This is a genomic window from Acinetobacter parvus DSM 16617 = CIP 108168 (assembly GCF_000368025.1).
GTDB lineage: Bacteria > Pseudomonadota > Gammaproteobacteria > Pseudomonadales > Moraxellaceae > Acinetobacter > Acinetobacter parvus.
Map to the genome: position 1 here is coordinate 1,090,086 of NZ_KB849212.1, position 24,372 is coordinate 1,114,457.

General features: G+C 41.4%; 20 protein-coding genes and 1 pseudogene. 16 read left to right on the plus strand and 5 right to left on the minus strand.

What is annotated here, in order from left to right:
- Window positions 1-26: 26 nt before the first annotated feature.
- The 4 genes and pseudogenes from pta (at window position 27) to F988_RS11790 (ending at window position 4,989) form a co-directional block, all read left to right on the plus strand.
- Window positions 27-2,162, plus strand: coding sequence for a phosphate acetyltransferase (gene pta / locus F988_RS11780; RefSeq protein WP_004683215.1), 2,136 nt, complete (start codon window positions 27-29; stop codon window positions 2,160-2,162).
- Window positions 2,163-2,472: 310 nt separating this feature from the next.
- Window positions 2,473-2,673 (plus strand): annotated as a pseudogene (locus F988_RS14810) (helix-turn-helix domain-containing protein); the annotation flags it as partial.
- Window positions 2,674-2,821: 148 nt separating this feature from the next.
- Window positions 2,822-4,345: a fumarate hydratase gene (locus F988_RS11785; protein WP_004683216.1), complete on the plus strand. Its 1,524-nt coding sequence runs from the start codon at window positions 2,822-2,824 to the stop codon at window positions 4,343-4,345.
- Window positions 4,346-4,446: 101 nt separating this feature from the next.
- Window positions 4,447-4,989 carry a DUF2059 domain-containing protein gene (locus F988_RS11790; protein WP_004678494.1) on the plus strand — a complete coding sequence of 181 codons (543 nt, stop codon included), beginning with the start codon at window positions 4,447-4,449 and terminating at the stop codon, window positions 4,987-4,989.
- 18 nt (window positions 4,990-5,007) lie between these two features.
- Here the strand turns inward: F988_RS11790 and F988_RS11795 are convergent, their stop codons facing one another.
- The 4 genes from F988_RS11795 to tig form a co-directional block, all read right to left on the minus strand.
- Window positions 5,008-5,724: a DUF2846 domain-containing protein gene (locus F988_RS11795; protein ID WP_004683217.1), complete on the minus strand. Its 717-nt coding sequence runs from the start codon at window positions 5,722-5,724 to the stop codon at window positions 5,008-5,010.
- 161 nt (window positions 5,725-5,885) lie between these two features.
- Window positions 5,886-7,196, minus strand: coding sequence for an ATP-dependent Clp protease ATP-binding subunit ClpX (gene clpX / locus F988_RS11800; protein ID WP_004683218.1), 1,311 nt, complete (start codon window positions 7,194-7,196; stop codon window positions 5,886-5,888).
- Between the two features lie 41 nt (window positions 7,197-7,237).
- Window positions 7,238-7,843, minus strand: a complete 606-nt coding sequence (gene clpP, locus F988_RS11805) for an ATP-dependent Clp endopeptidase proteolytic subunit ClpP (RefSeq protein WP_004678498.1) — start codon at window positions 7,841-7,843, stop codon at window positions 7,238-7,240.
- Between the two features lie 197 nt (window positions 7,844-8,040).
- Complete coding sequence (gene tig / locus F988_RS11810; protein ID WP_004683219.1) at window positions 8,041-9,372, minus strand: trigger factor; 1,332 nt, start codon at window positions 9,370-9,372, stop codon at window positions 8,041-8,043.
- A 384-nt stretch (window positions 9,373-9,756) separates the two neighbouring features.
- On the opposite strand from tig, the gene F988_RS11815 reads away from it, so the two are divergent.
- From F988_RS11815 to F988_RS11865, 11 genes are all read left to right on the plus strand, one after another.
- Window positions 9,757-12,015 (plus strand): TonB-dependent receptor, encoded by a 2,259-nt coding sequence (locus F988_RS11815; RefSeq protein ID WP_004678502.1) that lies wholly within the window; start codon window positions 9,757-9,759, stop codon window positions 12,013-12,015.
- Window positions 12,016-12,112: 97 nt separating this feature from the next.
- The gene (locus F988_RS11820) at window positions 12,113-12,796 is read left to right on the plus strand and encodes a Fe2+-dependent dioxygenase (protein WP_004678505.1); all 684 of its coding nucleotides are present in this window, start codon (window positions 12,113-12,115) and stop codon (window positions 12,794-12,796) included.
- A gap of 453 nt (window positions 12,797-13,249) precedes the next feature.
- Entirely contained in the window at window positions 13,250-14,947 is a 1,698-nt protein-coding gene (leuA, locus tag F988_RS11825) for a 2-isopropylmalate synthase (protein ID WP_004683220.1), read from the plus strand.
- Between the two features lie 103 nt (window positions 14,948-15,050).
- Window positions 15,051-16,211 carry a homoserine O-succinyltransferase MetX gene (gene metX, locus F988_RS11830; RefSeq protein ID WP_004683221.1) on the plus strand — a complete coding sequence of 387 codons (1,161 nt, stop codon included), beginning with the start codon at window positions 15,051-15,053 and terminating at the stop codon, window positions 16,209-16,211.
- A complete protein-coding gene (metW, locus tag F988_RS11835; protein ID WP_004683224.1) occupies window positions 16,211-16,804 on the plus strand; it encodes a methionine biosynthesis protein MetW in 594 nt (197 codons plus the stop codon). Before metX ends, metW begins: the two co-directional genes overlap by 1 nt.
- Window positions 16,801-17,388, plus strand: a complete 588-nt coding sequence (locus F988_RS11840) for a tetratricopeptide repeat protein (RefSeq protein WP_004683226.1) — start codon at window positions 16,801-16,803, stop codon at window positions 17,386-17,388. Before metW ends, F988_RS11840 begins: the two co-directional genes overlap by 4 nt.
- A gap of 457 nt (window positions 17,389-17,845) precedes the next feature.
- A complete protein-coding gene (gene rdgB, locus F988_RS11845; RefSeq protein WP_004683227.1) occupies window positions 17,846-18,469 on the plus strand; it encodes an RdgB/HAM1 family non-canonical purine NTP pyrophosphatase in 624 nt (207 codons plus the stop codon).
- 242 nt (window positions 18,470-18,711) lie between these two features.
- The gene (gene tatA, locus F988_RS11850; RefSeq protein WP_004683229.1) at window positions 18,712-18,927 is read left to right on the plus strand and encodes a Sec-independent protein translocase subunit TatA; all 216 of its coding nucleotides are present in this window, start codon (window positions 18,712-18,714) and stop codon (window positions 18,925-18,927) included.
- Between the two features lie 12 nt (window positions 18,928-18,939).
- Entirely contained in the window at window positions 18,940-19,383 is a 444-nt protein-coding gene (gene tatB / locus F988_RS11855) for a Sec-independent protein translocase protein TatB (RefSeq protein WP_004683230.1), read from the plus strand.
- Window positions 19,380-20,165 carry a twin-arginine translocase subunit TatC gene (gene tatC / locus F988_RS11860; protein WP_004683231.1) on the plus strand — a complete coding sequence of 262 codons (786 nt, stop codon included), beginning with the start codon at window positions 19,380-19,382 and terminating at the stop codon, window positions 20,163-20,165. The genes tatB and tatC overlap by 4 nt, the downstream gene beginning before the upstream one ends.
- Window positions 20,166-20,331: 166 nt before the next feature.
- On the plus strand, window positions 20,332-22,530 hold the full coding sequence (locus tag F988_RS11865; RefSeq protein WP_004683232.1) for a PhoX family protein: 2,199 nt from the start codon (window positions 20,332-20,334) through the stop codon (window positions 22,528-22,530).
- Window positions 22,531-22,578: 48 nt separating this feature from the next.
- Here the strand turns inward: F988_RS11865 and F988_RS11870 are convergent, their stop codons facing one another.
- Entirely contained in the window at window positions 22,579-23,361 is a 783-nt protein-coding gene (locus F988_RS11870) for an NRDE family protein (RefSeq protein ID WP_004683234.1), read from the minus strand.
- 121 nt (window positions 23,362-23,482) lie between these two features.
- On the opposite strand from F988_RS11870, the gene lgt reads away from it, so the two are divergent.
- Window positions 23,483-24,295, plus strand: a complete 813-nt coding sequence (gene lgt / locus F988_RS11875; protein ID WP_004683236.1) for a prolipoprotein diacylglyceryl transferase — start codon at window positions 23,483-23,485, stop codon at window positions 24,293-24,295.
- Window positions 24,296-24,372 lie beyond the last annotated feature (77 nt).

Sequence of the window (24,372 nt, forward strand, 5' to 3'; positions counted from 1 at the left end):
CATATTTAGATAATACCAAGGTCATTATGAATACAATTTTACTGATTCCAACAGGTGAAGGGGTTGGTCTTACCTCTGCCTGTTTAGGCATGATCTACGCCCTGGACTGCAAAGGCATCAATGCAGGTTTTCTCAAGCCATTTTCACAAATTGCAGATGCAACGGTTGACCGCACCACCACCCTGTATCGTCATCTATTCCAGCGTCATTCGGTTGAACCGATTGCTTATGAAAGATTGACTCAACTGATTGCATTAGGTGAGACAGATGAATTGCTTGAAGAGGCGGTTGCCTTGCATCGCCAGATTGCGGTTAATCATGATGTGATTATTGTCGAAGGTCTTGTACCCAATGGACAAGATCACTTTGCCAGTGAAATTAATGCCGCACTCGCACAAGCACTCGATGCACAGGTGGTTTTGGTCAGTACTGCCGATCTGGCTGATCCACGCAAAACAGCCGAAAAAGTGGATGCCCATCTACGTCCGTTTGGCGGTGCAGCCTCACCCCGCACTACAGGGGTTCTGTTCATGCGAACCAAGGGGCTTCCAGACGGCACGGCTGAAATTCCTGTCACACTTGACCCAAGCCTACGTCTGGACCAGCAAATTGCCGAATTTTCATTAGAGCTGCAACGCTATAACCGCTTTATAGGAACAGATGAGTTGCCAATTATTGGTCTGGTTCCATTCAGCAATATCCTGAGTGTGCCGCGCAGTCTGGACATTGCCCAAATTGTTAACGGAACATGGCTGCATCAGGGCGAGGCAAAGCAACGCCGCATTTTACACACCAGCCTGATTGCCTCAAATATTGAATCTGAACTACACAAGTTTGTTGCAGGTGAACTGATCATCAGCGCCTCACAGCGTACCGACACCCTGCTTGCAGCCAGTCTCGCCAGTAGCAATGGTACACCATTGGCAGGATTGGTTTTAACTGAACAGGCGCCACCCTCAGACAATGTTTTAGAGTTTTGCCAAAGTGCAATTAAGCAAGGTTTGCCAATTCTGCATACTTCACTTGATACACTTGAAACAGCACAACGCTTAAATCGTTTTGGCAATGAAATTCCAATTGATGATATTGAACGCGCTGAGCAGGTTACCCGTTTTGTTTCAAGTCATATTGACAATAACTGGCTGGATCAACATACCCAGAACAACCTACATCCTCGCCTCTCTCCATCAGCTTTCCGTTATGAGCTGGTACAGAAAGCGATTGCAGCGAAAAAACGTATTGTACTCCCAGAGGGTGATGAACCACGTACTGTACAGGCTGCCGTGATTTGCCAGACACGTGGCATTGCCCAATGTATCCTTTTGGCAAAACCAGAGTCTGTTGCCGAGGTTGCCAAGGCACGTGGGATTCAGCTCCCTGCTGATCTACAGATTATTGACCCAGACACTATCCGTGATCAATATATCGAGCCAATGGTTGAGTTACGCAGAGGCAAGCTGGATGCGTTGCAAGCCAAAGCACAATTGCAAGATACTGTTGTACTTGGCACCATGATGTTGGCCTTGGATCAGGTAGATGGTCTGGTTTCGGGAGCGATTCATACCACAGCCAATACGGTGCGACCTGCATTCCAACTCATTAAGACCGCACCGAATTACTCACTGGTATCATCGATTTTCTTTATGCTATTGCCTGATGAAGTGTGTGTCTATGGTGACTGTGCGATCAACCCTGATCCAAATGCGGAACAGCTTGCCGAAATTGCGATTCAATCCGCAGACTCAGCCAAAGCCTTTGGTCTTGACCCACGCATCGCCATGATCAGTTATTCAACAGGGACATCTGGTACAGGTGCAGATGTTGAGAAAGTCGCTGAAGCAACCAAAATCGCACAACAACGCCGTCCAGATTTATTGATTGATGGCCCGTTGCAATACGATGCAGCTTCGGTTGAAAGTGTTGGCCGCCAGAAAGCACCTGACTCGCAAGTTGCAGGTCGTGCCAATGTGTTTATTTTCCCTGACCTAAATACAGGGAACACCACCTATAAAGCAGTACAGCGTGCGGCTAATGTCGTTAGTGTTGGCCCAATGCTGCAAGGTTTGAACAAGCCAGTGAACGACTTGTCTCGCGGTGCTTTGGTCGATGATATTGTGTTTACCATTGCATTGACGGCAATTCAGGCAAAACAGCAAGATTAAACAACTTGCGATAACTATCTGCTTTACATAAAAATGTTTAAGCAGATAAGTTTTACCCGTTGAATCAAATCTTTTTGTTTTGAATGAAGTACTCATAGTACCATGAGTCATCATAAGTTTTTTGTATAGACATTTGCCTTACTTTTGACTGGGCAAAAGTAACAAAACCCCTCTGTTAGACTGATGGTACATCCCTGTAAACCACAGTCTAACAAGGTAGCATCCATGCCACCTATCACGAGAGCAAATGCTCATGAAGTAAAATAAGAAGCATCGAGACCTCTTGTATATCAAACAAGCGGGACCACCTCTTTTCAAGCAATCCATGCACATGCCACCGCATCAATATGTGATGCAACGCCGACTTGAGCTGTCTCATCAGGCACTAGAGTTGACCACAGCAAATTTGACCGAAATTACTACAAATTACGGTTTCAGTTCAAGCAGCCATTTTAGCCATCGCTTTAAAAAGCATTTTGGCTATAGTCCATCTCAACTGAGAAAAAACTAAAATCCAAAGCGCATCTTTTGTTGATGCAATTTAGATCAAAGCTTCGCTTTAGACCTTTAGCCAAATCTAAGCTAAAACTCCCACATTCATTCCTTTTTGTCATATAATTTAGCCCGCCAGCTAATCGCCCGCTCAAGAGAAATTTGATATGACAACGATCATCAAACAAGATGACTTGATTACATCAATCAAGGATGCCCTGCAGTTTATTTCCTACTATCACCCACAAGACTTCATCCAAGCGATGAGCCGTGCTTATGATCGTGAAGAAAACAAAGCTGCAAAAGATGCAATTGCTCAAATCCTCATCAACTCACGTATGTGTGCTGAAGGTCATCGACCAATCTGTCAAGATACAGGGATCGTCAACGTTTTCCTTGAAGTCGGCTTAGATGTTAAATTTGATTTAACCATGAGCTTAGACGATGCAGTGAACGAAGGTGTACGCCAAGGTTACTTAGAAAACTCAAACGTACTTCGTGCTTCAGTGCTTGCTGATCCAGCTTTTGGTCGTAAGAATACTAAAGACAATACACCTGCTGTCATCCACTACAAACTCGTACCAGGTAATAAAGTTGATATTACCGTTGCAGCTAAAGGTGGTGGTTCAGAAAATAAATCCAAACTTGCGATGCTAAACCCATCTGATTCAATCGTAGATTGGGTACTTAAAACTGTACCAACAATGGGTGCAGGCTGGTGTCCACCAGGTATGCTCGGTATTGGTATCGGTGGTACTGCAGAAAAAGCCATGATGCTTGCAAAAGAAGCACTCATGGAAGAAATCAACATGGACGAATTACTTCGTCGTGGTCCACAAAGCAAGATGGAAGAACTCCGTATCGAGATCTTCGAAAAAGTAAATGCATTGGGTATTGGTGCTCAAGGTCTTGGTGGTTTGACGACTGTTCTTGATATTAAAATCAAGGATTACCCATGTCACGCTGCGGGTAAACCAGTGGGTATGATTCCGAACTGTGCGGCCACACGCCACGCACACTTCCAGTTAGATGGTACAGGCGTAGCACACATCCAAGCACCTAAACTTGAAGACTACCCTGCCGTAACTTGGGATTCATCTCAATCAAAACGTGTGAATCTAGATACGATCACACAAGAAGAAATGAATTCTTGGAAACCAGGCGATACTTTACTTCTTAACGGTACAATTTATACAGGTCGTGATGCTGCACATAAGCGCATGGTCGACATGTTAAATAATGGTGAAGAACTTCCAGTCGACTTAAAAGGTAAATTCATTTACTACGTTGGTCCTGTTGATCCTGTTCGTGATGAAGTCGTTGGTCCTGCTGGTCCTACAACTGCAACGCGTATGGATAAATTTACCCGTCAAGTCTTAGAAGCAACTGGCTTGTTCGGCATGATCGGTAAAGCGGATCGTGGTCCAGCGGCTGTTGAAGCAATCAAAGACAATAAAGCAACTTACTTAATGGCTGTGGGTGGCGCTGCTTACCTCGTTTCTAAAGCTGTACGTGAAGCTGAAGTTGTTGCATTTGCTGACCTAGGTATGGAAGCAATCTACAAATTTGTGGTTGAAGATATGCCTGTTTCTGTTGCCGTTGATGTGAATGGTACGTCTATCCACGCAACTGCTCCAAAAATCTGGCAAGCAAAAATTGGTAAAATTCCAGTGGTTGATGCTGCTCAATAACGCCTTTATCAGAAAAATAGCCGAATCATTGTATTCGGCTATTTTTTTGCCCAGTGCTTCTGTTAGATTATAAAAAACAAAACAACAATAAGGACAAAAACATGAATAGAAATATATCGAGCGTGCTGGTTGGTTTATGCCTGATCAGCACCATGCAAAGTGTCTTTGCCACACCAGCACGAACCCAGTCTGTAAAAGAGCTGATCAAACTGAGTGAGTTTGAAAATATCCTATATACCTCTTTGGATGAAATGCAGCCGACATTGGATTCAGAAGCTGAAAACATCCTGCTAAGGGTGTTAAACAAGGATAAATTAACCACCACACAGGAACAGCTGGCTGTACTCGAACTCAGCCAATTGTTGAAAGACACCAGTTCAAAAGTGTTTGCCCGACCCGAAACCTTACAGGCCATAGAAAAAATTTATGCCGAGACATTAAGTGAGGAAGAAGTACAGGCTTATTTAAAATTCCTAAAAACGCCTGAGGGTAGATCCATTAATCAAAAAACATTGAAAATCAGCACCAATGTTTTTCAGTATATGAGTCATTTGAGCCAGCAAAGCCTGAATGATCCAGAGCAAAGCTCACAACTAAAGGAACAGTTCCTAACCATCATCAAACCACTGGTTCAACCTGAATAGTCCCTGTTCTGTGTCAGTTTACCAGGTTAAGGGATTCCAGATTTTAAATGGCTTGACCAAAAGCACTTCAGACTTTTCATCATATTTAACGGGCTTGAGCTCCTGAGGCTTGGCACGAACCTCTCCCGATTCATCCTGTGCAACAAAGTTGTAGCTCGAAGATTTTAAACGGGTAAACGCGATTTCCTGACGGGCGACCTTGTCAGGCACCACCATCCACGGACCCGTATACTCACTGCGGGAAATCTTGTTTTCCTCATCATATTTGATGAAATAGGTTTGCGCGGCATCCACTGTCAGGTCCAGATATTTCGGTTTCTGAAAATGTAATCCTGCTAAAGGACGGCTTGCACTGAAACGATAAGTTCCCGCAGGGAGTTCAACCCAGTAATAATGATTATGTAACAGGCTTGGAATACGATGACCATTGATAAACAGGTTGACCGCCGCAATTTCCTGACGGTTCCAGCGCGAATCTGGTCGATACAGATACACAACAGCCGCCTGTTCATTTTGTGGTTTAACTGGTGTGAAGTATTGACCCAACTTTTGATTGACCCAACCGCCTACAGTGAAGCCACCCATATGGTATTGATCAAACAAGCCTGGTTCTTTTTCAGTATCCACTGGTGGTAGCGTTGCAGTCAGTGCTGCTGGTTTTTCCTCAACGGCCTTGTGGCTTTGACAGCCAGCCAATACCCCAGCACAACATAATGACAATATTAAATAACGCATGACATCCCTCAAGGCGTTTTCTTGAATTTATTGTTAACAGCGCAAAACTATGCGGATTTTCCAATTTTTAAGATTAACACCTCACTGACCAATTGCAAATAAAAAAAGCATGAAAAGCTAAACCTTTCATGCTTTTTTAGATGAGTGATAAACCGTTGCAGTTAGGCCGATTTGGAATCAATCACTTTCAGGTCTTTTTTTTCCACCAGTTCAGGCGTGGTCACCTGCGGCAAACGCTCAGCCTTATAGGTTGGTTTTGCGGTGCCATTGATCACGGCTTCATCCACAATCACTGTACCAACGTCTGTACGGCTTGGTAAATCGTACATGGTTTCAAGCAAAACATTTTCCAGAATTGAACGTAGACCACGTGCACCCGTATTGCGTTCCAGCGCTTTCTTCGCCACCGCACGCAATGCAGACTCATCAAACACCAGATCCACATCTTCCATTGTGAACAGGTATTGATATTGGCGTGTCAATGCATTCTTCGGTTCTGTCAGAATCTGCATCAGCGCTTCTTCATCCAGCTCCTCCAAAGTGGCAATCACAGGCAAACGGCCAATGAATTCAGGAATCAAGCCAAACTTGACCAGATCAGTTGCCTCGACCTGACGGAACAATTCAGAGATTTTCTTACGATCATCCTTGTTCTTCACATCAGCGGTAAAGCCGATCCCGCCCTTTTCCTGACGCTGCTGGACAATTTTTTCCAGACCAGAGAATGCGCCACCACAAATAAACAGGATATTTGAGGTATCAATCTGGATAAATTCCTGTTGAGGATGCTTACGTCCACCTTGAGGTGGAATTGAGGCAACAGTACCCTCAATCATTTTCAACAGTGCCTGCTGTACACCCTCACCCGAAACATCACGGGTAATGGATGGATTTTCAGACTTACGGGTGATCTTGTCGATCTCATCAATATAGATAATGCCTTTCTGGGCTTTCTCTACATCATAGTCTGCTTTCTGCAATAGCTTCTGCACGATGTTTTCAACATCTTCACCCACATAACCTGCTTCCGTGAGTGTAGTCGCATCTGCCATGGCAAATGGAACATCCAGCAAGCGGGCAAGTGTTTGCGCCAGCAAGGTTTTACCTGATCCCGTTGGACCAATCAGTAGGATGTTACTTTTTGCGATTTCAACATCCTGATGTTTATGGTGGGATTGCCCAACTTTCAACCGTTTGTAGTGGTTATACACAGCAACAGACAGGGTTTTTTTCGCAATATCCTGTCCAATGACATATTGGTCAAGGGCAGCACGTATTTCATGTGGCTTAGGCAATGCCTTGCTTGCCCAATCCCCCGCTTCAACCTGTTGGCTGGTTTGTACCAGGTCCAAACAGACATCCACACACTCATTACAAATATATGCGTCCTCACCAGCAATCAATTTTCCAACTTCCGATTGCGTCTTACCACAAAATGAACAATGTTTTTGTCCTTGAGGATGTTCGGACATATTTACTCCACAACTTAAATCTTAAACCTAGTTTTCAAAAATCAAGGACGCTTGCTCAGGACCTGATCAACCAAACCATATTCTTTTGCCGCCTGTGCAGTCATAAAGTTGTCACGGTCTGTATCACGTGCGACAGTTTCATAGTTCTGACCACTATGCTCAGCCATCAAACGGTTTAAACGTTCTTTGATAAAGAGAATCTCACGCGCGTGAATTTCAATGTCAGAAGCCTGACCACGGAAACCACCCAACGGCTGGTGAATCATGACACGGGCATTTTCAAGACAATAACGCTTGCCCTTGGCACCCGCATTCAACAGGAATGCACCCATCGATGCCGCCTGCCCCATACAGTAGGTCACCACATCTGGCTTGATGAACTGCATGGTGTCATAAATTGCCATACCCGCAGTCACTGAACCGCCTGGTGAGTTAATATAAAGATGGATATCTTTCTCTGGATTTTCAGCTTCCAGAAACAACATCTGCGCAACGATTAAATTGGCCATGTTGTCTTCAACTTCACCTGTTAAAAAAATCACACGCTCACGTAACAGGCGTGAATAAATATCAAAAGAACGCTCACCACGAGAGGATTGTTCAACGACAACAGGAACTAAAGCATTTTCAATTGTTGGAACATACATAGGTTTATTTATTCCTAAATTATTCTGGCTCGATCTATGCCAACAATATGAGGGATAATCGATGAAATTGCAAAAGGTTCAGCCTGAAATATTCGATTATTTATGGCAAAACCGAGTCATTTTTCGACAAATTAACACTTTCATAACACGCATAAAAAAAGGCGCATCAAGCGCCTTTCTTCTAAACTTTTAAAAGATTAGCCACGGCGTGCCTGTTGCTCTTTTAACAAGTCTTCATAACTTATATTTACATCATTTACTTTAGCAGAAGCCAGGATGTGGTCAACAACCTGATCTTCCAGCACAACAGCTTCAATTTGAGCGCGTTGCTGCTTGTCATTTTTGAAGTATTCAACCACTTCTGCTGGGTCTTCATAAGAAGAAGCCATATCGTCGATATAAGCATCAACACGTGCCTGATCAACTTCAAGTTTAGCATCAGCCAATACTTTGCTCACCAACACACCAAGTTTCACTGATTTTTCAGCTTGCTCCTTGAACAACTCATCTGGAAGCATGCTGCTGTCAAATGCGCCTGCACCCTGACCACCAAATTGTTGAGTGAACTGCTGGATCATTTGTTGACGTTGACGGTCAATTTCCTGGGCAACCATAGAAGCTGGAACTTCGATTTCGTTTGCAGCAACAAGGGCATCAAACGCAGCTTGTTTAACCTGGTTACGCAGACCGTTGCGAACTTCACGTTCCATGTTCTTACGAACATCAGCCTTTAACTTGTCCAAGCCTTCTTCTTCAGTCAAGCCAAAGATTTTTAGGAATTCAGCATCGATTTCTGGAAGTTTCTGTTTTTCAACAAGCTTCAGAGTGATCTTGAACTGGGCAGCTTTACCCGCCAGGTTTTCAGCCTGATAGTCTTCAGGGAAAGTCACATCAATCACTTTCTCTTCGCCTTTCTTCATGCCAACGATACCGTCTTCAAAGCCAGGGATCATACGACCTGAACCAAGAACCAGTTTAAAGTCTTCAGCAGAACCGCCCTCAAACTTCTCACCATCAACAGTACCTTCGAAGTCGAAAGTCACCTGCATGTCTTTCTTCGCCATACCCTTGGTTTCAGTCCAAGAAGCGCGTTGCTTTTGCAGGTTCTCAATCATGGTATCAACATCTTTGTCGTTGATTTCTGAAGCCTTGCGTTCAACTTCCAAATCGGCAAAAGTCTTCACTTCCACTTCTGGATAAACTTCAACAATTGCTTCATACACTAAAGCGCCATCTTTGTTTTCAACTTTCTCAATGTTCGGCATACCTACCGCATTGATTTTTTCTTGTTGAATTGCTTCGAACACAGTGTCGCGAATGATTTCATTCACCACTTCCTGATAAATGCCCGCACCATATTCACGGCGAACAACGTTTAAAGGCACCTTACCTGGACGGAAGCCGTTGATCTTCACAGTTTTGGCAGTGCGTTTTAAGCGAGCTTCAAATTGCTCGTTAACACGGCTCGTCGGTACAGAAACATTTAAACGACGGGCAACGCCCGAAACCGCTTCAGTCGTTACTTGCATGGCTTCCTCGATATATAGTTAGTAGTAACAATTTTTAAAGTGCCACATTATATGACAACTTTGCAGATATACAAAATTCGACAAGCATTCTAGCAGTAAAAGTTGATCTGAACATATCAGCAAGTCATCCACGATTTATTATTTTTCATAGTTTATGAATAAACTCGGTTGTTCTTGGGTAATTTCGTGAAGAATTCTATTAGATCAATATATGCTTAATTTTCACCCAATCAATTACAACATAATCTTACATTTCACTACTATTCTATTTCTTTTTCCAAATTTATATGATCTGAGCATCGTTAAATCCAATCGAGAAAAATTGCATATAAGAATAAGAATAATTATTATTTGCATGAATTTTAAGGTTTACATGGATACGATATGTCTTCTTTTATCAGAACACGTAAGAAGTTTGTTTCATCTGCGATTGCATCATCTCTTTCTATGATTGCAACTGCAGCAATCGCGCAAGATAAAGAAAATGTGGTTCAACTCCCAACGATTCATGCAGAAGCAACTGCTGAACAATTAAAAGTTGATGTATCTGCAAACAAGAAATATGTTGCGCCATTAAAAGACACACCAAAGACAGTGTCAGTCTTATCTCAAAAGTTATTGAAAGAAACAAATTCAAATACTTTATTAGAAGCACTTCGTAATGAGCCTGGTATCACACTAGGTGCTGGTGAAGGCGGCATTCCGTATACAGATATTCCTTATATTCGTGGTTATAACGGACAAAGCGCGATCTATGTAGATGGTGTGCGCAACTCAACAACTCAAACACGTGATATGTTTGCGATTGAACAAGTCGAAGTAACTAAAGGCTCAAGCTCTGCTTTAACTGGCGGAAGTGGTGTTGGTGGCAGTATCAACATGATTCCAAAAGTTGCGCATGAAGGTGATGAATATCAAGGAAGTGTTGCAGGCGGCACAGATAACTATAAGCATATCGTACTTGACGCAAACAAAGACTTTGGTAATGGAATCGCAGGTCGTGTTATTGCGATGGGGCATGAAAATGAGAAACCAGGACAGCACAATGGTGCAGAATACGCTCGTGTTGGTATTGCGCCTAGTCTAGCTTTCGGTTTAGGAACTGAAAACCGTGCGACCTTAAGTTACTACTTTATCAAAAGTAATGATGAGCCAGATTCAGGCATTCCATTTAACAACCCTAACAATCCACCTCCAGGCTCGATCAAAGCTGATGGTCGCCCAGCAAATGTAAAACAAGGTTCTTACTATGGCTGGAAGGATCGTGATTTTGATAAGCGTGAAAACCACATTGGCTCATTGAAGCTTGAACATGATTTTAATGATGACTTAACAGTTTCAAACACTGCAACATATAGCCATTCTAAAGCAAGCTATATGTATACAAATCCAGATGATTCAAAAAGCAATATCTACAAAGGTAAAGTCTACCGTCGTGCAACACAGACCATTCGTGACACCGATGCATTTACCGACCAACTTTCTTTAGCTGGGAAATTCAAAACTGGAGCATTAGCACATAGCTTCAATGTTGGTGCTGAATATAATCGCGAAGAAACCAATCGCGGTAACTATAATATTAGTTATCCTGGATATACAGGTACAACGACTGCTGGTTTCAATGATAAATGTAATGATAACAATGGCTGGTGCACGGATCTCAATAATCCAAGTCCGAATGATCCATGGTTAGGCACACTAACACCAAATACTAAACAGACTACAATGACCAATGAAACAGTATCTGTATATGCATTAGACAGTATTGAATTCAATAAATATTGGTTATTAAATCTTGGCGTACGTTGGGATCAATTTGATACAGAATTAAAATATAACAAAGATGTAACAGCTCGTGGTGTGACAACGCCAGCAGGTACTGTGTATTCAAATGATACAGACTACTTCTCTTATCAAGCAGGTGTAGTATTCCGCCCAACAGAGCATGGTAGTATCTATGCAAGTTTCGCAACTGCTGCCAACCCTGTAGGTATCGATCCTGATCTTGATTCACTTAGTGCTTCAAATAAAGACTTAGAACCAGAAAAAGCTCGTACATTTGAGATCGGAACGAAATGGAGCCTTTGGAACAACCGTGCCAATGCGACAGCTGCAATCTTCCGTACTGAGAAGCAAAATACACGTATTAATATAGATGCGAATACAGTAACTAATGCTGGTGAAAGTAAAGTTGATGGTTTTGAACTTGCTTTGACAGGTCACATTACTGATAAATGGGAAATGGCACTTGGCTATAGCTACTTAGATAGCGAATTAACCAAAGCAGCTTATAACTTAGTTGCTCAAGAAGGTCGCCCTCTTCCATTCGTTGCTAAACAGAGTGCTAACTTGTGGAGTACATACCAAGTACTTCCAAAATTAACACTCGGTGCAGGCGTTCAATATCGCGATCAAGTTTTTGCGAATACCAATCCAAACACAGCCACCACTTCAACGAAAATTTTACCAACGTTTACTATCTACAATGCGATGGCAAAGTATGATGTAAACAAGAATGTAAACTTACAGTTGAATGTAAATAACATTTCAGATAAGCGTTATTTTACAAGTGCTCATGCTTCACACTATGCAAACGAAGGTGATGGCCGCAACGCAGTTCTTGCGATCAACTTTAAGTACTAAATCCCTTAAAAAAATTAGGGTATTTACTTAAACTCATTTAAAATAGCCTCTCTATGAGGCTATTTTTTATAATAATCAATTGAAAGGGATATGCTCAGTGATCCATCACATTCCGAATGTTTTGACAAAAGAACAAGTCGCCGAATTCCGTAAATTAATGGAAGCAGCAGATTGGGTCGGTGGAAAAATTACAGCTGGCACACTCTCAGCTTCCGTAAAACGTAATCAACAACTTTCAGAGAGTGACCCTTTAACCCACCAACTTAGTGCACTTGTGATGGATGCAATTTGGAAAAATCCAACTTTCCAAGCAGCTGCACTCCCCAAGCAAATGATTCCACCTTTGTTTAATCGCTACGATGAACACGAAAGTTTTGGTTTTCATGTCGATAATTCAATTCGTTTAGTGAGAGGGACTCATCAACAACTTCGCACAGATTTATCGTGTACTTTATTTTTGAGTGAACCTGAAGAATATGATGGTGGTGATCTCGTTATTGAAGATACTTATGGCTACCATGAAGTGAAATTACCAGCAGGTGATGTCGTACTCTACCCTTCAACAAGCTTGCATGAAGTCAGTAGTATTACGCGTGGTACCCGATTTGCTTCATTTTTTTGGGTACAAAGTTTGATTAGAGATGATCAAAAGCGTCATATGCTCTTTAATTTGGATGAAAGTATTCGTCAACTTCGCATAGATCATGGTGATGCATATCCAGAAGTAATGAAACTCACCAATATTTATCATAATCTCATTCGTATGTGGTCAGAACTCTGACCACTTCATTTTTCACCATGCTGAATAAATTCTGTAATTTTTTATTAAAAAATAGACTCATTTAGAAAAAATATCCCACTCAACTATCAATTCTTGCAAAAAACAGGAAAACATTTTCCACAATTAAGAGCTAGAATGCTGTTATAGACCTTTGCAGCTAGCTTATTTTAACCTAGACTGATTTTTATTAGATGATTAATATAGCTGCAAAACCGAATCATAATTTTGAATGGTAGATGATGAAAACAAGTGATGACTTTATCCATCCGTCTTATATAAAAAACCTCGCTGCCCTGCTGGTGCCGCGCCTCGCGTGCGTATAAATTTTTCTGTCTGGTTTCAGGTATTTAAAACATATTCTCTTTAAATTAATTGTTATAGACACCATATATATTCGTAGCACGTTGCATTTATTTTGAAGCGGCAACCCATGCTACAACAAGGAGTTATCTCATGATGTTGGCTGACCCAAGCAAAAAATACCGCCGTATGTATCAACGTGTGGATTTACCAGATCGTCAATGGCCGAACAATGAAATCAATCAGGCGCCAATCTGGATGAGTACCGATCTTCGTGATGGTAATCAGGCCATTTTTGAACCAATGAACATGGATCAAAAATTAAAAATGTTCCATATGTTGGTCAAAATTGGTTTTAAACATATTGAAATTGGTTTTCCATCGGCTTCACAAATTGATTTTGATTTTACTCAAAAATTAATTCAGGAAAATTTGATTCCTGATGATGTGTATATTGAAGTGTTGGTACAGGCGCGTGACCATTTGATCGAACGTACCTTTGAGTCTTTGGTCGGTGCAAAACGTGCGATTGTGCATATCTACAACTCAAACTCTCCGACTTTCCGTAAGAAAGTATTGAATGTAGATGCAAACGGCGCAAAGCAACTTGCAATTAATGCAGCAAATAAAGTCAAAGAATACGCAGCACAATACCCTGCAACTGAATGGATTTTCCAATATAGTCCAGAGTGTTTTTCTGCAACAGAATTGGAAGTTGCCAAAGATGTCTGTGATGCGGTCACGGAAATTTGGGAAGCGTCTCCAACCAATAAGGTGATCTTGAACTTGCCTGCAACGGTTGAGGTTTCAACGCCAAATGTCTATGCCGATCAAATCGAATGGATGCACCGCAACTTGGCGCGTCGTGATGGCGTGATTATCTCAGTTCACTGTCACAATGACCGTGGTTGTGGTATCGCTGCTTCTGAATTGGCGATTATGGCAGGTGCTGATCGTGTTGAAGGTTGCGTGTTTGGTAATGGTGAACGTACAGGTAACGTCGATATTGCTGCGATTGCCTTGAACATGTATACCCAAGGTGTCGCACCAAACTTGGATTTCTCCAATATCAACGAAATCATTGCAACAGTTGAAGAATGTACAGGTTTACCTGTGCACCCACGTCATCCATATGCAGGTGATTTAGTCTTTACCGCTTTCTCTGGTTCGCATCAGGATGCGATTAAAAAAGGCTTCGAATTCCAGAAAAATGAAGAGATCTGGGATATGCCATACTTGCCAATCGATCCTAAAGATTTAGGTCGTGACTATGATGCGGTGATTCGTGTCAATAGCCAATCTGGTAAAGGTGGTATTGCCTATTTGTTAGAGTCAAACTACAACGTTGCTTTACCACGCCGACTACAAATCGAGTTCAGCCAAATCGTACAGCAACATACTGATGAAAACGGTACAGAAATCAGTGCACATGAAATTTGGACCTTATTCCAAAATACCTATGTGGATGTGAAAAATCGTCATTACCAAACCAAGCATTATCAATTGTCTGATATTAATGGTACACAAATCATTGAATTAGATATTGAAATTGATGGTGAAGTACAACGTTTACGCGGTGAAGGTAATGGCCCAATTTCGGCAATGCTCGATGCGTTACAATTGCCAATTGATGTTGTAAATTATGAAGAGCGCAGCATCGGTTCAGGTGCCAATGCCAAGGCCCTTGCCTTGATTGAGCTTCAGGTCAAAGGCACAGGTAAGAGCGCATTTGGTGCAGGGATTCATGACAATATCGTCACCTCGTCCATTGAAGCGATTATTGCATGTACCAATCGTTTAATTGAACAAGGTGTACTTACAACTAAGCAAGTTGCTGCTGCGGCAGTTTAAGCAAAGCTGAGTTGTAATATCAGAAAAAATGACTTTTGAAAGGATACCTGAATTGGTATCCTTTTATTATTGATCAAAGATTTATACAAGGCGAATCATTCCAGTGTCTTTTCCATCGGATTCAGTGGGTTTAGTCACACCACAAAAATTTCAATTTGAGCAACCATTAGAGCTTGAATGTGGGCGTATCCTGCCACGTTTTGATTTGATGGTTGAAACCTATGGAACACTTAATGCAGATAAATCCAATGCAATCTTAATTTGCCATGCATTATCTGGGCATCATCATGCTGCGGGTTATCATCATGCAGATGATAAAAAAGCAGGTTGGTGGGATAGCTGTATTGGTCCTGGCAAAGCGATTGATACCAATCATTTTTTTATTGTTTCTTTAAATAATATTGGTGGTTGTAATGGTTCAACAGGCCCAACATCGCCAAACCCTGAAAATGAAAATCGTCCTTATGGTCCAGATTTTCCATTAGTCACTGTGCGTGACTGGGTAAAGACCCAAGCCATGCTATCTGATCGCCTCGGAATTGATGTTTGGTTTGCCGTGATTGGTGGTTCGTTAGGTGGCATGCAAGCACTACAATGGTCATTGGACTATGCTGATCGTTTAAAAAAATGTGTCATTATCGCCAGTGCACCAAAATTATCGGCACAAAATATTGCCTTTAATGAAGTTGCTCGCCAATCGATTCTCTCTGATCCAGATTTCCATCATGGGCGTTACTTGGAAAATGACAGTTATCCAAAACGTGGGTTAATTTTGGCGCGTATGGTCGGTCATATTACGTATTTGTCTGAAGAAGCCATGAAACAGAAATTTGGTCGTGATTTGAAATCTGGAAAATTTATGTATGGTTTTGATGTCGAATTCCAAGTTGAAAGTTATTTACGTTATCAAGGCGAACAATTTAGTCGCAATTTTGATGCAAATACTTACTTGATTATGACCAAGGCCTTGGATTATTTTGATCCATCTCGTGAGTATGAACATTCCTTGACTAAAGCAATGAGCAAGCCTAAATGCAAATTCTTGGTGATTTCATTTACGACTGACTGGCGTTTTAGCCCGAGTCGCTCACAAGAATTAGTTGATGCTCTAATTGATAATCATAAGCCCGTCAGTTACTTAGATATTGATGCAGAACAAGGTCATGACTCGTTCTTATTCCCAATCCCGCTTTATGTCAAAACACTTCGAGCATTTTTAGGTGGAGCGCAACAGTTGCAATCGACCCGTTTGGAGAATATCTAATGCGTATAGATCAACGACTGGCTGAAAGATGGATTAAACCTGATTCCAACGTACTGGATTTAGGCTGTGGTGATGGTGAATTACTGGCGCATATGAGCAAACAGCATAATATTCGTGCTTATGGATTAGAAATTGATCAAGAAAAGATTGCAATTGCCATCAGTCGGGGGTTAAATATTATCCAACAGGATTTAAACTTGGGGTTAAGCCGTTTTGCCGACCAGTCGTTTGACTCTGTGGTTATGGCACAAGCTTTGCAAGCTGTAGATGCGCCCGATGTATTACTTCGTGATATGGTGCGTGTCGGAAAACAGGCAATTATTACTTTTCCAAACTTTGCGTATTGGAAGAATCGTTCTTTTCTTGCATTGAAAGGAAAAATGCCTGTTTCTGAAGCTTTACCCTATATGTGGTATAACACCCCAAATATTCATTTATGTACTTTCCGTGATTTCGAAGCCTTATGTGCAGAAAACGGAATTAAAATTATTAATCGACTTGCCGTCAATGGTGACCAACAAGGTAGTATGCTCAGTAAGCATATGCCGAACCTATTTGGTGAAGTCGCAATTTATCGAGTGAGTGCTCTATGAAAAAGACATTAATCAGCACGTTTTTATTTGGCATAGTCAGCTTTCAAACGCATGCAGAATATGTTGCTCAACCACAGTCTGTAGCAACACAAGCAGCTAGATACTCTGTGATGAGTATTGGCGAGTTACAAAGCGCAGCAAAATCTGGTCAAGCTGGGGCACAATTTTATCTAGCAACACGTTACCAGTTTGGTAAAGAAGTGGCTAAAGATGAAAAACAAGCTTTCACTTTATTCAAGGCAGCAGCAGATCAAGGTTTATCTGCGGCGCAATTGAATGTCGGTCGTATGTATGCAGATGGCATCGGTACGAAGAAAGATGAAGCTTTGGCGCGTAAATATTTCGAGAAAGCTGCGAGTAATGGCGATAACCGTGCCAGCTTTAATCTCGCGATGATGGAAGAGCAAAAGAAAAACTATGTTGGTGCTTACCAATGGTATGAGCTTTCAACCCGTGACGGTATGCTGGATACTAAAGTCATCAGTCTTTCTGAAGGTAAGAAAACAGCGTTGGCTGCAAACTTAACTCAAGATCAGATTCGTACTGCACGTGATCGTGCAGATAAATGGATTCAAGCGCAATAATCTTTTTAGATCTATTGAATGATATAAAAACCGACTTGTAAGAGTCGGTTTTTGTTTTTTAGAATACATTCCATAATTGGATTAGAACCAATACTTTTGCATCGCTTTTAAAAATTCTTGTGTTATTAAGTCATCAGACTTTAAGCTAACGATGGCATCAATACTACAATTTGGACATAAAGCCGTATTTCCATCATCACACCAATCTTGGATATTTTTATAATCAAAAATATCCAAGCAATAAAAACAGCCACAAAATGCACTATCTCTTAAAATATGCCGATGATAGTTTGAAAATTTATGTGCATCAATTACATCAGTTTGATGAAAATTCTTAGATGACTTAAAACCTATGGAATCATTTTAGCTTAAATGTGTAATTGTTTCGATGAATAAAATCTATCATAAATAATCCGTTAAAATACTTATCATATTTCTGAAAAACTGAGAATTTACTATGCCCATTCCTCACTGGTTCAATCAAGGCAGCCTTGTCCTCGCCAGTAATAACAAAGGTAAAGTTGCGGAATTTGAACATCTTTTTCAGCAACTCAATCTGCCTGTTGAAATCATTCCCCAAGGAAAACTCAACATTGAAGATGCCATCGAAGATGGTTTGAGCTTTGTGGAAAATGCCATTATCAAGGCACGTCATGCTTCCAAAATTTCGGGTAAACCTGCGATCGCAGATGACTCAGGACTTTGTGTACCAATTCTGGGTGGTGCACCTGGCATTTACTCCGCACGTTATGCAGGCGAACATGGCAATGACGCTGCCAATAATCAAAAACTTTTGGCTGACCTTGTGCCATTCCGCAAAGAGGGTGAAGCGATTGAGGGCATGTTTGTCTGTGTTCTGGCGCTGGTGACTCATGCAGAAGACCCACTGCCACAAATCTTTCAGGGCATTTGGAAAGGTGAAATTTTACAAGCTGCTCGTGGAGAAAATGGTTTTGGCTATGATCCCCTATTTTGGCTGCCTGAGCTCAATCTTTCCAGTGCGGAACTCAGCAAGGAAGAGAAAAGTAAAATTAGCCATCGTGGTAAAGCGATGCAGCTCTTCAAAGCTAGCTTAATATAAATCGCACTGCGTGCTCTAGTTAATAAAAACTAGAGCACTTTTAGATAAAATAAAAATCAAGCACGCTGAATTTAGAATAACAAAAACCTTGTATTAAACCTTGATTACAAACCAAAAAGTAAAATTATCTATTCAACTATTTAAAGCTACTTATCCCTCTGTCGCAAAATTGCAATATAAGTGTCACACATTTGTCATGCCAAGCTGTTGAGATATATACAAAGTTTGATAGGAATAAAATTATGGCTGGTTTATCAATTTGGCACGTACTCATTTTTGCAATCGTAGTTATTTTACTTTTCGGTACATCAAAGCTTAAAAACTTAGGTAAAGATGTCGGTGGTGCCGTTAAAGATTTCAAAAAATCAATGAAAGATGACGAAGCGGCAGCATCTCTAAATGAACCCCGTACGATTGATGCACAAGTAAAAAATACTGAAAGCTCAGTGAAAAGCTAAGCAGGCGACACTATGTTAGATGTAGGGATGTCCGAACTTTTGGTGTTCGGCATTATTGCCTTGCTGGTACTTGGACCAGAAAAGCTGCCACAGGCTGCTCGGTTTGTGGGTAAATGGTATGGCAAAATCAAGCGTATCGTCAGTAATGTTCAAAATGATCTGGATCGGGAACTGCGCTTATCTGAACTACGCGAGCAGATGCAGCAAGAAATGCAACGTATTGCTGAACTAGAACAAAAAATGCAAGCTCAAATGTCTGAGCTCGAACAACAAAAACGAGAAATGTTTGTTCAACCAAGCAAACAAGAACAAACAACAGATAACATTAGTTATCCTACTTATCACTATATGAAAGAGCATTCTTCATATGTATATGTGGAAAAAAATATTCAAAAGGCTCAGACCACTATTTTTCCTGCACCAGATCATCAACCTGAATTCAAGGTGGCTGTATGAGTTCATCTTCAACACATCAACTACCACCAGCAGACGTGATTGATCAACAGCAAGAAATTCCACTTGAAGAGATGCCCATCACCAGACATTTAATGATTCTGCGGCGACATTTATTTAAGATCGTCGGCATTTTACTGCTGCTGTTTTTTTGTCTGTTACCCTTTGCCAACCGCACCTATCAGCTTCTTTCGGAGCCATTGAGAGCACAGCTTCCCATGAGCTCATCCATGATTGCAACCGATGTGACTGCAACCTTTATGGCGCCCTTTAAGCTGAACTTTTTTGTGGCGCTGATGTTGGCAATGCCCTTTATCATTTACCAGATTTGGGCTTTTGCCAAACCTGCATTGTATGAACGGGAAAAAACGTTGGCACTGCCATTGCTGATCAGTAGCATTACCCTGTTTTATGCAGGAATTGCATTTGCATATTTTGTTGCATTACCTTCGATTTTACATTTTTTCATCAGTGTTTCACCTGAAACTGTAGCGCCAATGACAGATATCAATAGCTATCTAGCGTTCTGTTTAAAACTATTTCTCGTATTTGGTTTAACCTTCGAAATTCCAGTGATTACACTGCTTTTGATTCTGATTGGAGTCGTGAGTACACAAAGTCTGATTGAGAAACGAAGATTTATCATTGTTGGTTGTTTTTTCGTAGCAATGTTTGTTACACCACCTGATGCTATTTCTATGATCATGTTAGCCGTTCCGATGTGGTTATTGTTTGAGATTGGATTATTTTTTGGCAAGATTATCGAAAAAAGAAAAACGGCATAATTTCCACAGTATTGAGAAACAGGTCTTAAGACCTGTTTTTTTATGGTTATTTATCAATTGATTTTTCACAAATTTGTCATACCAGTGTAAATCCACCGTCACATTAAAACACTAAGTTTGTGGAGGACAAACTTTTAGAACAACGTTATTTTTTAGGAAAAATTCCATGACCGAGCTATCGCCATATCATGAAGATCAAGAATTGGATAACAACACATCGGATAATATTCATTTCCGTGACATTTTAGAACAGCACATTAGCCGCCGTAGTCTCATCACTAAAACTGCGAGTGGTGCTGTTGCATTAACTTTAGCATCGACATTAACTGGCTGTAACGACGACGATAATAACTCGAGCAATAACGGTGGAACATCGCCAACACCTGTTGATCCAAATAAAAAACCAGAAAAATTAAACTTTTCTCCTGTTGCTAAAAATTTAAATGACATCGTAACAGTGCCTGAAGGTTATGAAGCAACTGTACTTTATGCTTTAGGGGATTCAATCAATCCTGCTTACGGTGCGTGGGATGATAACAATATTCCTTCAGGTTTAAGTTTTGAATATCGTTCTGGTGACTGCCATGATGGTATGACATTTTTTGGTTTAAATAGCTCAACTCAACGTTTCGATGCAAATGTATCTGAACGTGGTTTATTAGTTATGAACCATGAATATATCAATCCAACCTTCCTTCACCCTAAGGGACCAACGAAAGTTGATGGTCGTCGACCTGAAGATGAAGTCATTCGTGAAGTGAATGCTCACGGTGTTTCTGTGATAGAAATCAAAAAAGATAAAACAACAAATAAAGTAGAAGTGGTTAAAAACTCTGTATTTAACCGCCGTATTACAGGTTCTTCCGTTATGGATTTTGCTGGTGCTGCTGCGGGCTCACCCCTTCTGGCTACTACCTACTCTCCAGCAGCTCGTCAAACTCGCGGTACGCATAATAACTGCGGTAATGGTTACACACCTTGGGGAACCTACCTGACGACTGAAGAAAACTTCATTGGTTATTTCGCACGTAGCACAACTGACGATACTTTACGTCGCCCAGAAGAAATCATTGCGCTTAAACGCTATGGTTTAAAAGCAGGTTCAAGCTCTCGTTATGGCTGGGAAACAGTAAAGGCTGGTGTACTTTCACAAGATCTTTATGATCGCTGGAATGCAGATGTAAAAGCTGAAACAGCGGAAAAAGATTACCGTAATGCACCAAATACATTTGGTTGGATTGTAGAAATTGATCCATTCGATGGTCGTCAAAATCCTGTTAAACGTACATCTTTAGGTCGTTTTGCACATGAAGATTGTCGTACTAGTCGTGTCATTGCAGGAGAAAATCTTGCTTTTTATATGGGTGACGACTCTCGTGGAGAATATATCTACAAGTTTGTATCTGATGCAAAATGGGATCCAAAAGATATCAATGGTGGCTATGCTGCTGGTGATAAATACATGAATGCAGGTAAACTTTATGTTGCCAAATTCAATAATGACGGTACGGGTCAATGGATTGAGTTAGCCTTTGGTAAAAATGGTTTGAACCAAAGCAATTCAGTCTATCCATTTAGCTCACAAGCTGATGTTGTCACTTTTGCCCGTTTAGCAGCTGATGCAGTTGGCGCAACAAAAATGGATCGTCCAGAGTGGTGTGCGGTTAACCCAGTCAATGGTGAAGTCTACGTTACATTAACCAACAACTCGAACCGCGGTACTAGCTATCCAACTGATGCAGCAAATCCACGTAATTATGAAGACAAATATGCTGGTACAAAAACCAATAAAGGTAATGTAAACGGTCATATTATTCGCTTGCGTGAAACAGCTGATAAAACAACTGCTGAAAGCTTCAACTGGGATATCTATCTATTTGGTGCTGAGGCATCTGGAGCTGCAAACATCAACCTTTCAGGTTTGACAGATAATAATGATCTTTCAAGCCCTGATGGTATGTGGTTTGACCCTCGTGGCATTCTATGGATTCAAACGGACGATGGTGCATATACTGATGTAACGAACTGTATGATGCTAGCTGCACTTCCAGGTCAAGTTGGAGATGGAGCAAAAGCAACGACTTCAAATGGTACTGAAACCTTAGTTGGTAAGAAAGTAACAGATGAAACCCTGCGTCGCTTCCTTGTAGGACCTAAAGAGTGTGAAATTACAGGTGTAACAATGACACCTGATTACAAAGCAATCTTTATTAATGTTCAGCATCCAGGTGAAGACTCTGCAGACTATGCATCCCCTTCAAGTAACTGGCCAGCAACTCAAACGAACCCAAGCAACAAAACTGCACGTCCACGTTCAGCGACTGTTGTGATCACTCGTAAAGATGGTGGTGTGATTTTGGGTTAATCCTAGCGCCACACTCAAAAGGCGTTATCGTTTTGCGATAGCGCCTTTTTATTTCAGCAAATCAATTTTCAGTTCCAACACCTTGCCCTGCGCATCACCTTGTTGTGTTTTTTCAATCCATTGCCATTGATCAGTCGTCATTCTTAAAAAATTGGAACATCGTGTGCCATAAATCGGGCTTTGAATAAAAGTCGAAGAAAGTAACTCTTCCATTTCTTTACTAATCCCCGTATCGGGTAATAAATCTGGGATAATTTTCCGCTCATCTTCCAAAATATCCCATGCAGCATAATTTAGATCATGTTCAGGAATTTGAGTCTGCTGTAACATCGGCAAGAACTCTTGGGTAAACCGCTTACGCAGATGCTTCGTTTTCTCCCAGTCCTCTGACATTAGACCGTTTGAAACGACATATACACCATTTGCCAAAACCTGTGGTGCTTCTCCCCGATTACTCATGTAAACAGCTTGTTCTCGATCCCCGACAAATAGGTTAAATCCTGCATAATCCTGTTGTTTGCCTTCCAATTGTTGAGCAAAACGTATAGGTGCTAAATCACTTTCTAAAAAATCTTGAATGAGTTTGCCACGTGAAGTTTCGTAATGATTTTGATCTCGTCCATTACGAAAATTAGTCACAATCGCCCAGCGACCTGAAGCTGTGACCCCCATCCATGTTCCACCCGATTGCAAATCTTTTCCTGCAATGATCGAACTATGCTCCCATGAATGCAGCATTGCACTCGGTCGATGGTAAAATTCATCACGATTTGAAAGTAAACAAAGTGGCATCTCATCTAGCACATGCCATGCAAAAGCGACAATACACATTAATCCTGTTTTCACCCATTTAGCGTCTGTTGACTTTCACATTGAATGTACAACATTTTTCACATCATTCCGCTACAATCTGCTCAAAACTTAATTTCAAATTCTAAATTGAGGAACAGCGATGCTGACCTATCCAAATATTGATCCAGTGGCACTGAGTTTAGGGCCAGTCAAGGTACACTGGTACGGATTGATGTATCTCTTGGCATTTTTATGTGCATGGGGCTTGGCATCTTACCGAGCCAAACAGCGCGATGGCTGGACAGCCGACATGGTGTCCGACTTGGTGTTCTATGGTGCTTTGGGTGTGGTGCTGGGTGGTCGGGTGGGCTATGTCCTGTTTTACGAGTTCGGCAAGTTTCTAGAAAATCCACTGTGGCTATTTCAGGTCTGGACTGGGGGCATGAGCTTCCACGGTGGCTTCCTCGGTGTGATGGTCGCCATGCTGTTCTGGTGTCGGAAATACCAAAAAACATGGTTTCAAACACTGGACTTTATTGCCCCCTGTGTACCCACAGGCCTGATGTTTGGTCGTATCGGCAACTTTATTGGTGGTGAGCTATATGGCCGTCAGGTGGCCAATCCTGATTATCCTTTTGGCATGATTTTCCCAACAGACCCATTGGGCTTGGTTCGTCACCCGTCACAGATTTATCAGGCACTGTGTGAGGGCCTTATCCTGTTTATGGTGTTGTGGTGGTTTAGCTCAAAGCCCCGTCCACGTATGGCAGTTTCAGCTTTATTCCTGATGGGCTATGGTGTGGCACGCTTCTTTATGGAATTCTTCCGCCAGCCCGATGCAGATCAGGGCTTTATCCTGTTTGGCTGGATGACCAAAGGGCAAATTCTCAGCTTCCCAATGATTATTATTGGACTATGGATGATGTGGTATGCCTACCGTAGAAAAACCTATGACTGGCAAATAACAAAATAAAAATGATGGGAGCTGATGCTCCCATTTTTATGGATTTTTTATTATATAAATTATATTGTTAGCTTAAACAAATATGA

Bases quoted from the DNA above. Each gene is read 5' to 3' on its own strand.
- pta (WP_004683215.1), top strand. From the start codon at position 27: ATGAATACAATTTTACTGATTCCAACAGGTGAAGGGGTTGGTCTTACC.
- F988_RS11785 (WP_004683216.1), top strand. From the start codon at position 2,822: ATGACAACGATCATCAAACAAGATGACTTGATTACATCAATCAAGGAT.
- F988_RS11790 (WP_004678494.1), top strand. From the start codon at position 4,447: ATGAATAGAAATATATCGAGCGTGCTGGTTGGTTTATGCCTGATCAGC.
- F988_RS11795 (WP_004683217.1), bottom strand. From the start codon at position 5,724: ATGCGTTATTTAATATTGTCATTATGTTGTGCTGGGGTATTGGCTGGC.
- clpX (WP_004683218.1), bottom strand. From the start codon at position 7,196: ATGTCCGAACATCCTCAAGGACAAAAACATTGTTCATTTTGTGGTAAG.
- clpP (WP_004678498.1), bottom strand. From the start codon at position 7,843: ATGTATGTTCCAACAATTGAAAATGCTTTAGTTCCTGTTGTCGTTGAA.
- tig (WP_004683219.1), bottom strand. From the start codon at position 9,372: ATGCAAGTAACGACTGAAGCGGTTTCGGGCGTTGCCCGTCGTTTAAAT.
- F988_RS11815 (WP_004678502.1), top strand. From the start codon at position 9,757: ATGTCTTCTTTTATCAGAACACGTAAGAAGTTTGTTTCATCTGCGATT.
- leuA (WP_004683220.1), top strand. From the start codon at position 13,250: ATGATGTTGGCTGACCCAAGCAAAAAATACCGCCGTATGTATCAACGT.
- metW (WP_004683224.1), top strand. From the start codon at position 16,211: ATGCGTATAGATCAACGACTGGCTGAAAGATGGATTAAACCTGATTCC.
- F988_RS11840 (WP_004683226.1), top strand. From the start codon at position 16,801: ATGAAAAAGACATTAATCAGCACGTTTTTATTTGGCATAGTCAGCTTT.
- rdgB (WP_004683227.1), top strand. From the start codon at position 17,846: ATGCCCATTCCTCACTGGTTCAATCAAGGCAGCCTTGTCCTCGCCAGT.
- tatA (WP_004683229.1), top strand. From the start codon at position 18,712: ATGGCTGGTTTATCAATTTGGCACGTACTCATTTTTGCAATCGTAGTT.
- tatB (WP_004683230.1), top strand. From the start codon at position 18,940: ATGTTAGATGTAGGGATGTCCGAACTTTTGGTGTTCGGCATTATTGCC.
- tatC (WP_004683231.1), top strand. From the start codon at position 19,380: ATGAGTTCATCTTCAACACATCAACTACCACCAGCAGACGTGATTGAT.
- F988_RS11865 (WP_004683232.1), top strand. From the start codon at position 20,332: ATGACCGAGCTATCGCCATATCATGAAGATCAAGAATTGGATAACAAC.
- F988_RS11870 (WP_004683234.1), bottom strand. From the start codon at position 23,361: ATGTGTATTGTCGCTTTTGCATGGCATGTGCTAGATGAGATGCCACTT.
- lgt (WP_004683236.1), top strand. From the start codon at position 23,483: ATGCTGACCTATCCAAATATTGATCCAGTGGCACTGAGTTTAGGGCCA.